Annotated in this window: 8 protein-coding genes; 6 read left to right on the top strand and 2 right to left on the bottom strand. The window is 71.1% G+C overall.

What is annotated here, in order from left to right; all coding sequences use genetic code 11:
* Positions 1–245 precede the first annotated feature (245 nt).
* The 4 genes from Vau01_RS50495 to Vau01_RS50510 all read left to right on the top strand — a co-directional run bounded on the left by Vau01_RS50495 (position 246) and on the right by Vau01_RS50510 (position 5,935).
* Positions 246–1,364, top strand: a complete 1,119-nt coding sequence (locus Vau01_RS50495; protein WP_204008360.1) for a uroporphyrinogen decarboxylase/cobalamine-independent methonine synthase family protein — start codon at positions 246–248, stop codon at positions 1,362–1,364.
* A gap of 9 nt (positions 1,365–1,373) precedes the next feature.
* Positions 1,374–2,633: an SEL1-like repeat protein gene (locus tag Vau01_RS50500; protein WP_204008362.1), complete on the top strand. Its 1,260-nt coding sequence runs from the start codon at positions 1,374–1,376 to the stop codon at positions 2,631–2,633.
* A gap of 126 nt (positions 2,634–2,759) precedes the next feature.
* Positions 2,760–3,992: a type VII secretion protein EccE gene (locus Vau01_RS50505; protein WP_204008364.1), complete on the top strand. Its 1,233-nt coding sequence runs from the start codon at positions 2,760–2,762 to the stop codon at positions 3,990–3,992.
* Positions 3,989–5,935 (top strand): hypothetical protein, encoded by a 1,947-nt coding sequence (locus Vau01_RS50510; RefSeq protein WP_204008366.1) that lies wholly within the window; start codon positions 3,989–3,991, stop codon positions 5,933–5,935. Before Vau01_RS50505 ends, Vau01_RS50510 begins: the two co-directional genes overlap by 4 nt.
* Before the next feature lie 54 nt (positions 5,936–5,989).
* On the opposite strand, the gene Vau01_RS50515 is transcribed toward Vau01_RS50510, so the two are convergent.
* The gene (locus tag Vau01_RS50515) at positions 5,990–8,236 is read right to left on the bottom strand and encodes a hypothetical protein (protein WP_204008368.1); all 2,247 of its coding nucleotides are present in this window, start codon (positions 8,234–8,236) and stop codon (positions 5,990–5,992) included.
* 53 nt (positions 8,237–8,289) lie between these two features.
* Positions 8,290–9,414: a hypothetical protein gene (locus tag Vau01_RS50520; RefSeq protein ID WP_204008370.1), complete on the bottom strand. Its 1,125-nt coding sequence runs from the start codon at positions 9,412–9,414 to the stop codon at positions 8,290–8,292.
* A gap of 193 nt (positions 9,415–9,607) precedes the next feature.
* On the opposite strand from Vau01_RS50520, the gene Vau01_RS50525 reads away from it, so the two are divergent.
* Complete coding sequence (locus Vau01_RS50525) at positions 9,608–9,970, top strand: YbaB/EbfC family nucleoid-associated protein (RefSeq protein ID WP_204008372.1); 363 nt, start codon at positions 9,608–9,610, stop codon at positions 9,968–9,970.
* Positions 9,963–10,292, top strand: coding sequence for a hypothetical protein (locus tag Vau01_RS50530; protein WP_204008374.1), 330 nt, complete (start codon positions 9,963–9,965; stop codon positions 10,290–10,292). Before Vau01_RS50525 ends, Vau01_RS50530 begins: the two co-directional genes overlap by 8 nt.
* Positions 10,293–10,385 lie beyond the last annotated feature (93 nt).

Below are 10,385 nucleotides of genomic sequence, written 5' to 3' on the forward strand. Positions count from 1 at the left end.
CCCCGGCCGGACATGACCCACACATCCGACCGGAGAGCCGAGCACAACTGCAAGCTCGACGCGCGGCTGGCGTTTGTGCGGCCGCGAGCGGTGCGGAGCGGCCTGTCCCGCGTTTCATGAGGTGCCTCGGTGCCGGTCGAGGGATCAACTCGACTGGTCGCCGCGGCAACGATGGGAGTCCGGGACGGGTCTCGACGGTCAACCGTCTATCATCGATCTTTGTCGATCGACTGGGAGGGCGTCGGATGACCATGATTCACGCGGAACACGTGGGAAGCCTGCTGCGTCCGTCTCAGCTTCTCGCCGCGCGACAAGCGTTCGCCGCGGGAAAGCTTCCCCACGACGGGCTTCGCGCCGCCGAGGACCGGGCGGCGCTGGCCAATCTCGCGATGCTGAGGGACGTCGGGATGCCGGTCTTCACCGACGGCGAGGTGCGGCGGGCGACCTGGATGGCCGGCGCGCTCGAATCTCTCGGCGGGGTGGTGCCCGTCGACGCGAACACCGGGCTGGGCTGGCACCGTGACGGCGCACCCGACGCCGACCCGGAGGATACGCGGTTCCAGCTGGTCGCCGCCCGGGACCGGCTGTTCCACAAGGTAAATCTCACCGCGACCGAGGCCGGGTTCATGTTCGCGCACGCCCAGGGTCTGTTCAAGGTGACGATGATGAGCGCGTCGATGGGCGCGATGCTGTGGGCGCCGGGGATCAGCGAGCAGGTCTACCCGACACCGGGTGACGTGATCAGCGACCTGGCCGCGTTGCAGGCAACGGAGATCGGCGAACTGGTGAGCCTCGGCGTGCGGTGGGTGCAACTGGACTCGCTGAGCTACATGTCCATTGTGGACGAAGAGTTCGCGGCGGGCCTGCGGTCGCGCGGGGTCAGCATCACCGACAGTCTGGCCCGCTCGATCGAGGTCGACAACCAGCAGGTGCGGGCGGCCCGGGCGGCGAATCCGGACGTCACCGTCGGTCTGCATTTCTGCCGTGGCAACAACCGCAGCGCGTGGGCCGGCAAGGGCGGCTACGAGCCGGTCGCGGAGCGGTTGTTCGGTGAGGTCGAGGTCGACCGGTTCCTGCTGGAGTTCGACACCGACCGGGCCGGCGGGTTCGAGCCGTTGCGGTTCGTGCCGTCCGATCGCACGGTCGTGCTCGGGCTCGTGTCGTCGAAGACGCCGGTGCTCGAATCGCCCGACGACCTGCGCCGCCGCGTCGACGAGGCCGCCCGGTACGTCCCCCTGGAAAACCTTGCTCTGAGCCCGCAATGCGGCTTCGCCTCGACCGCGCGGGGCAACCTGCTGACCGCGGACGACCAGAAACGCAAGCTGGAACTCGTGGTACGGGTGGCATCAGCCATCTGGGGCTAGGGTCGATCGGTGGATCCGATCGAGGAACGGGAACTTCGCGCCGCGGCGGAGGCGGGTGACGTCGCCGCGATGAACGACCTCGGGGTGCTGCTGCGCCAGTCGTCCCGTAGCGGCGAGGCCGAGCAGTGGTACCGGCGGGCGATCGAGGCCGGCAACATCAAGGCGGCGCACAACCTCGGGCTGCTGCTCAAGCAGACCGGCCGGGTCGACGAGGCACGGGACCTGTTCTGGCAGGCGGCCGAGGCCGGTCTCGAACCGGCGGCCGATCAGTTGCGGTCGCTGACCACCGAGGCGAACCCCGACGCGGCCGACGCCGGTGATCTCGTCGCGGGCCTGGAACTGGCGCTCGAAGGTCGCGCCGGCGAGGCCGAGGAGCGGCTCCGGCGGGCGCTCGCGGCGGCCGACGGCAAACCGGGGACCGAGTTCGGCGACGCGTCGCGCCACCTGGCCGTGCTGCTGTCCGCCGACGGGCGCGCCGGCGAGGCGCTGCGGTTCGCGGAGCAGGGCGCCACGGCGGGCAACCCGTACGCGTCCAATATCGCCGGTCTCCTGCCCGACCGGTCCGACAGCGAGGCGTGGTTCCAGCGGGGCGCGGAGGCCGGCGACACCGCGGCGATGGACAATCTCGCCCACATTCTGGAAATGCGGGGGGACGCGGCGGGAGCGCGCCGGTTGCGCGAGCGGGCCACCCGCGCGCGTACCGAGGTGGCGCGCAGCGAGGGCGCGCTGTTCCGGGCAAGCGGCAAGGGAGACGACGCCGAACGCTGGTTCCGGCGCACCGCGCACCGCGGCGACACCGACGCCATGGCCATGCTCGGCCTGCTGTTCAAGGAGCGCGGGTCGGTGCCCGTCGCCGAGCGGTGGCTACACGCCGCCGCCGAGGCCGGCAACAGTTCCGCGATGAGCGATCTCGCCGTCCTCTACAAGCAGACCGACCGCCTCGACGAGGCGGAGCGGTGGTACCGGCGCGCGGTCGCCGGCGGCAGCCGCGACGCGATGCACAACCTCGCGATCCTGCTCGCCCGCACCGACCGTGGCGACGAGGCCGAGGAGTGGTACCGGAAGGCGGCCGCGGCCGGCAATCGTGACTCCATGTACAACCTCGGGATGAAATACCTGCGCGCGGAGCGGTGGTCGGAGGCCGAGCGGTGGTTCCGGCAGGGTGCGGTGACGGGCGACTCCGGGGCGATGAACAACCTCGCGCACGTCCTGGAGCGGCTCGGCCGGGTCGACGAGGCGCAGTCGTGGCTCCGGCGGGCCAGTCGTTGACCTGCGGCGACGAGTCCGTCCGCATTGACGGATGCGACGGCGGGGCAGTGGCTGTCTAGGATGGTGGCTGGATAGACGTAGGGGTCTGCCCATCGCGCGGCAACCACAACGGGGGACACCACGACCATGAGTGAGGCGACCGGTCAGATCCGCGCGGTCGCGCGCGTCGGCAGTGCTCCGCCGCTGCCGCCGAGCCCCGTGGTGCTCTTCCGCCGGCGCCGGCCCGGACATATCGGGCTGCTCAGCATCACGCAGTTGCTGGTGGCCGAACTCCTGCTCGTCGGGGTGCTCGCCGCGGCCGGTGCCGGGTGGATCGTGCTGATCGCGGCCGCGGTCGTCTTCGGCCTGGCCATGTGGGGGCTGTTCTGGCGGCGGCGGGGTCGATGGTGGACGGAGCGGCTGATGCTCGCCCGCAGCCTGCGTCGCCGCAAGGGCGCCACCGCGAGCCGTAACCCCGATCCCCGGCTGGCGGCACTGCACGTGGTCGTACCCGGGCTCGGGGTGAGCACGTACGAGGCCAGCGACGGCGAGCGCGTCGGCGTCGGCCGCGACGAGGCCGGCTGGTTCGGCGCCGCCGCCGTGGTGCAGCCGCAGTTCGGGCGGTCCGGGTCGTTCGGCCGGCTGCCGCTCGACCGGCTCGCCCAGGTACTGCGCGAGATGGGCCAGCCCGGATCCGTGGTGCAGCTGGTCGTCCAGAGCGTGCCGGCGCCCACCAGCGACATCGACGCGCGCAACCGGTGCGTGCTGTCGTACCAGGAGCTGCTGGGCCAGCACGGAACGGTGCCGGCCGACCGCATCGTGTGGGTGTCGGTGCGGCTCGACGAGCGGCGGTTCCTCGACGCGTGGGTCAACGAGTCCGACCCGATCGACCAGGCGCCGGCCGTCGTGGCCGCCCTGGTGCGCCGGATGGGCCGGGTCATGCGCCGCGACGGCGTCAGCTACCAGGCCCTCGACACCGACGGCCTGCTCGACGCCCTGGTGCGCTCGCTGGACCTGGAACGCGACCCGACGGCGGAGCCGCCGAAGGAGACGTGGGAGAACTGGCGGTCGGCGCACCTGACGCACGCGACGTTCTGGGTCAGCAACTGGCCGCAGCCCGACCAGGCTGCGGCGATGCTGGAGCAGTTGGCCGCCGTGCCCGCCGCGTCCACCACCCTCAGCCTCACCCTCGACGCGCACGAGGAGTACACCGACTTCCGGTGCCTGGTCCGCGTGTCGACGAAGGAGTACGGCCTCGACGCCACCACCACCGCCGTCCGCGAGATCGTCCACAGGTTCGGCGGTTCCGTCCTCCGCCTCGACGGTGAGCAGGTCCCCGCCGCCTACGCGACGGCCCCCACCGGCGGCGGTGCCCAGTGACGATCAACGGCCCCCACCGCCGTCCCGACGACGAACGCCCACCCCCACCCGACGACGACGAGGCGGCCACCCCGGTCCGGATCACCGGCACGGGACCGCCGGCGAACCTGTATCCGCACCCGTCCCCGCCGGGGGGTGGCCAGGTGCCGCCCAGCAGCGGGCGGGCGTCGGTTCCGCCGGCGCCCGGGTACATCGGTGGGCCCGGGCAGGCACCGGTGCCGGGGCAGGTGCGGCCGCCGTCGGGCGGGCAGCCGCCGGGTGGGTATGCGCATCCGCAGCCGGGGCATACGGGGCAATCGGGGCATCCCGGGCAAACTGGGTATCCGGCCCCAGGCGGGCAGCCGGGCCAGGGTGGGCAGCCGCCGCATCCGGGGCACGCGGCACAGCCTGGGCAACCGGGGTGGCCGGGCGGCCCTCCCGGTGCGGTGCCGGGAGCGGTGCCGCCGGCGGGGTATCCGTCGGGGCCGGCGCAGGCGATGCCCCGGCCGGGCACGGTTGGGCGCGCCGCCGCCGTGGCACCACCCGAGGTGGCCCGTCCCGCACAGCCACAGCAGGTGCCGCAGCAAGGGGCACCCCAGCAGGGCGTGCCGCAACAGGGTGGCCCCCAGGGCGTGCCGCAGCAAGGGGCACCGCAGCAGGGGGTGCCGCAGCAAGGCATCCCGCAGCAGGGTGTGCCGCAGCAGGGCGTCCCGCAGCAGGGCGTACCGCAGCAGGCCGCGACGCAGCAGGCGGTGCGTCAGCCGGGGGTGCTCCAGCAGGGTGTCCCGCCGCAGCCGGCCATTCCGCGGCAGGGCATGCCGCCGGCCCAGCCGGCCGGTCAGCAGTCCGCGGCGCCACCGCCCGGCACGCTCCAGCAGCCGAGATCGGTCCAGCAGACCGGCACGGTCCAACAGCCCGGCGCGCTTCCGCCGCCGGGCGCGGTCCCGCAGGCCGGAGCGACCGTTCAGCAGCCAGGCACGTATCAGCAACCCGGAGCGACCGTCCAACCGGCGTCGCGGCAACCGGGTGGGGAGACCACGCAGTCGACCGGTGGGGTGGATACCGCGGCGACGTCGCGGATCGGTGCGCCGGCGATCGTGGGGACCCGCACCGCGGAACAGGCCGCGCAGGCGGCTGCCGCGGCGGCGGCCGTTGCACAGGCACCGGCGGCGCCGGCCACGGCACCGCGTCCGGTGCGGACGCCGCCGAGTCCGCCGACGCAGGGGACCATCTACGGCGGCACCGGTGCGCCCGGGGTCAACGGTAACGGGCGGGTCGGGTCGCGGCGGCACATGCCCACGTTGCGGGTGGGCGCCCACACCGCGTCCGACGGTGCGTTGGCGTTGCTCGGGATGCCGATGCCGGGCGCCGGCATGGTGCTCGGCTACGACCTCGACTCTGCCACCGCGTCGATCCGGATGTTCCGCCCGGAGCCGACCCGGGTGGCGTTGGTCGGCGGCGAGTGGGCATTCCACCTGCTGACCCTCCGCGCCCTCGCGCTCGGAGCGCGGGTCGCGATTTTCACCGCTACCCCGGAGCGTTGGGAAGGGTTCGGCGAGTGGGCCACCGGCCGCGCCGGCCGGGTTGCCACGTTCCCACCGGATCAGACGGTGTTCGTGCCGGCCAGCGCGCACGAACCGGCGCTGCTCCTCTACGACGTGGGCCTCACCGGCGCACCGTCGACGACGCCGCTCGGCCCGTGGCAGACCCGGCTCACCGTGCTGCGCCAGCTGACCACGTACGGCGTCCCGACGTTGCAGGAGTCGAGTGTCGTCATGGCACAGCGGCTCAGCAAGGCCGAGGCCGACCTCATCGCATCGACGATGCGGTTGAGTTCGGAGGCCGGCGCCTGGATGCAGACGCTCAACGACGATGCGCTCGCGGTGCTCATCGGCGGCGAGGAGCGGTTCGTCCGGCTGACGCTGGCCGACATCGAGAAGCAGCTGGGCGCTCCGCACCGCTGAGGGTCCGCGCGATCTGATGAACGAAGCGGGGGCGGCTTGGCCGCCCCCGCTGACTCAGGCGTTGCCGATCGTCGGTCGCGGCGCTTCCTCCGGACGGGCCGGAGTGCTGCCCAGCACCGGACCACCCGGAGTCTGGACCGTGAACGCCTCTTCCTCGCCGGGACGGGCCTCCGGCTCGGTCTCGCGCGTGCGGCGGGCGAGTTCCGTCTCGGTCGGTGCCGTCTGGCGGGCACCCGGACGGTTGCGGTTGTCGGCCATCGCCCGGCGGACCGCCGCCCGTGAACCGCCCAGGACGGGCGCGGTCGCACCCGCCTGCGGCGGAAGCATTGCGCCCGTTCCGGCGCCCGTCTCCGGATCGCCCGCCATCTGGTTACGCAGCACCGGAGCGGTGGACGACGCCTCGTCGGGCCCGGTCTCGACCAGCCAGTCGGGGTTGCCGACCAGGTTGGCCGCGGGACGACCGGTGTACCGGCTGGTGTCGCGGCGACCCGGCGGCATGCCACCGGGAGCGAACGGCATGCCGCTTCCGCCGAGACCCTGCAGGGCGCCCAGCGGACCCGGCAGAGCCGGATCGTTCGGGCCGCCCGGACCGCCGCCGGCGAGGGCGGCGAACGCGGCCGCCATGCGCTGTTGCTGGCGGCGGGTGCGGCGCTGCGGCGGGACGCCCGACGGCGGCGGAATGCCGCCCGCGCCGCGGGCCGTGGCGGCGTTGAGGACCGGCGCGGTGGCGGTGGGCGGTGCGAACGTTCCGCGCTGACCCGGCGGTACGACCGGGACGTCGGTGCCCTGGCGTGCCTTCCGGCGGCTCTGCCGACCGAGCACCGGCGACACCGGCGACGGCATCGAACCCCGGGAAAAGGCTTCGGGGACGCCGAGGCCGCCGGCGCGCACGGAAGGCACGCCCGTGGCGCGGCTACCGGGCTGGCGACGACCCAGGCCCGACGCCGGTGGCGGCATCCGGCCGCCGGCACCCGACGTTCGGCCCAGGGAGTTCGGTACCGCGCCCGGACCGCCCGCACCGGATCCGGTGGCCGTGTAGTTGGCGGCCGGCGAGCGCAGCGTTCCTTCCCGCGGACCCTGGCGCTTGCCCAGGCCGCGACCGGGCGGCGGAAGCGCGCCGAAGCCGTTCGCGCCCCGCGGGCTGCCCAACACACCACGCGACAGGCCGCTGCCGAGACCGGGCGGCGCGGAGAGCCCGTTGAGCCCGTTCGGATTGACCGCGCCCCGGGCCCCCGGCATCGCTCCCAGGCTGGGTGCGTTGAGGCCGGCCGGCATCCCCCGCGGCCCGAGCCCACCCAGTCCGGCGGGAACGCCGGGCGGGAGAGCGGGCTGGTTGAGATTGGGATTCGGAGTACCGATGACCGGGTTCGTCGGCAGCCCGTTGGGCCCGAGGCCCGGGAGGTTCGGGTTGGGCGGCTGCCCCGGCAGGTTCTGGACGTTCTGCAGCCCGTTCTGCAACTGCTGCAACTGCTGCGCGTTGAGGTTCTGCTGCAACTGCTGCGCGTTGACGTTCAGCTGATTGAGCCCGGCCGTGTTCAGGTTCGGCATGCTGGGCATCGGCGGCGTGAACCACGGGACCTCGCTACCGGGCGCGGCGGCGATGACGTTCGGCGGCGCGTACGCGGCACCGACGCCGTCGCGCATGGTCATGAACCCTTCCCAGTACGCCCCGGCCAGTGTCTGCACCAGGTCGCGGGCCATCTGGTCGTACTTCTCCTTGACCTTGTCGACCTTCTGCAGCAGCAGGTTGTCGAGCTCCTGAAGGTCGTTGAAGGGGTTCATGTCGTACCACTCCCAGATGCCGTTCAGTTCCGAGCCGGTGACGTTGTTGGGGTCACCCGCCTGCTGAACCGCGGCCTCGTACTCCTTCCAGATCCGGTCCATCTCGCTCTGGGAATGGGTGATCGGGTCGAGGAGGTGACGCAGCCCCTGCTCGTTCTTGACGATCACCTCCTGCCACTGCTGCAGGTACGCCAGAACCTTGCCCGGCCCCTTCTGCATGAAGGTGTTGCGGGCCAGGCCGTCGGTCCAGCCGTCGTTGTAGAGCTTCTCGCTCTGCGCCCGGACGTTGGTCTCCAGCTCTTTCAGCAGCTTGCCCGCGTTGCGGAACTGGTCGGCCAGCGCCGAGATGTGGAAGGGCTGCTGGTTCATCACCATCGGTTTGAGCATCGTGATGGTGTAGGTGCTGGTCGAATAGTTGATCGGGTTGAACCAGGCGTCTTCCGGAGTCCAGTCGTCATGGCCGAGAACGGTGTTCCCGTAGTTGGTCGTGTCGACCGTCGCGCCCCAGTTGTCAGCCATCGACCGCTCCTTCCCGCGTCAGCCGCGCATGCCGTTGGATCAGGCCGTACGGGTTACGCGACAACTCCGCCGGACGTGCTTCCGCCGTGCTGCTGCCCGTCGAGCGGGCCGGGAGCCAGGATGATGTCATCGGGGTCCGGCTCCGGCGGCGGTGCGATCTCCATCTTCTTCTTCATGGCCGGATCGTCGTCGATGGTCATCATTTCCTCGGTCGGCCGTTCCAGGCCCACCTGCACCTGCGACTGCGTGGTCGACTCGTCGAGCTTCTTCTGGCCCGCCGCGTCGTACGTGTAGGACGTGGACTCGGTGCTGGTCCGGATGTCGGTGCCGACCGCCTCGACGGTCGTCTTCGTACGCCCGGTGACCTGGTCGGTCCGGTTGCCCTTGTCGTCGTAGAAGCTCGTGGTGGTGGTCGCGGTCGTCACCGAGTTGACCGTGGTGATGCTCGTGCTGGTGACCTGCTTGCCGTTGATCGTGACGGTCTTGTTCTCGCCCGACGGGCCACCCGGGTACGTCGACCAGGGCGTGGTGACCGTCTGCATCGTGCGACCGTCGGGAAGCGTCACCGTGACGATCGTCTTGTTGCCGTCCTGCGTGACCTTCGTGTTGCTCTCCGGGTCGCCGTCGAGAACCTCGCCGGGCGGGGCCGGATTCTCCTTCTGCAGGTCCTCGAAGGTCTTGAGCTCCTTGAGGAAGTCCTTCGGGATGGTGCTGGGCGCCTGCGACTTGTCACCGAACGCGAACAGGATCGCGTTGAGGTTGGCGGCGTTCGTGGTGTCGGTCGACGCGTACACGTTCGCCACGACCTGTGCGGCCATCGCCACGTTCATGACACCCAGCGCGGTGTTGCGGAAGTACGTCGACAACTGGTTGACGTTGTGGCGTGACAGCTGGTTCATGAACCGCGTCCACTCGAGCATGTTGTCGGTGCCGCCGAACGCGCCCTCGATGAGGCTTTCCATGGGCCTGATCAGGTCGTTGCCCATGTGCCCGAAGTTCATCTGGATCTGGTTCAGATCGGATGAATAGGCCGTCATGTCGTTGAGGTTCGCCTTGACGCCGACACCCTCGGTCATCACCCGCGACCCGTCTTTGGGATCGGTGAGGAAGGACCCGGTGGTGTTGGCCTCGGACGACGGGACGTATTCGCCCGTCGGCTCGCTGTCGTCGGGTGCCATGGCGACTCCCCGTGTGTCGAATGGCGTGGATACCGTCGATGTCGAGCTTAACCGATCTCCACCAACAGCACCTCTGCTGCACTTTTAAGTTTCGCTTCGTGGACTGACGTGGCTAGATTGATGGAACGACCTGGCGAGCTGACCATCGGGGGAGGGCCACGTGGATCGTCCTGACTGGTCCGTTGTGCGCAGTATGATCGGCGATCTCCAGCGTGCCCGCCAGAATCTCGGCGAGACCCAGCGGCGCATCCTCGAGATCCGCGGCACCGCGAGTTCGAAGGACCGTCTGATCAAGGTGGTCGTCGGGCCGCGCGGCCAGCTCATCGATCTCGAACTCGACCCGCGCGTGTTCCGCAACCCCGACTCGAAGACGCTCGCCGCCGCGATCATGGAGACCGTTCGCGAGGCGGTCGAAGATTCGCAGCGCCAGAGTCGCGACCTGCGCGACGAGCTGCTGCCGAAGGACCTCCGGACGCTGGCCGAGACCCGGGGCCCGGGCGGGCCCGACCTGCTGACGATCCAGGACTCCGAACTGGGGGACAAGAAGGATGCCTAGCTATGTGCGGTTCCGCGACGTGGGCGCGGTCATCCTGGCCGGTCAGTCGCTCGACTCGTTGGGTAGCGAACTGAAGAGTTCGACCTCGAGCAAGGTCACCTATCTGCAGGGCCGCGAGGGCGCGGCCATCGGCAGCAAGGACTCGTACGGCGGGCCGTTCTGGGAGGGCACGTACGGCCACGAGGGCCGTAACACGACGCTGTACGAGAACGCCAACAAGATCGCGGGCTACACCGCCGATCTCGGCAAAGACGTGGTGAAGGCGACGAAGACACTGTTGTGGACCGACGCGGTCCACGGCGCGGCGATGTACCCGGCCTGATCGGGTGACGAACCGCCTGCGTCCGGCGACGCGGCGTTTCCGGGCTGACCGGGAGCGCCGCGCCGTCGCTGTGCGCAGGCTCGGGGCGACCTG

The sequence above is a fragment of the Virgisporangium aurantiacum genome (assembly GCF_016863635.1).
Lineage (GTDB): Bacteria > Actinomycetota > Actinomycetes > Mycobacteriales > Micromonosporaceae > Virgisporangium > Virgisporangium aurantiacum.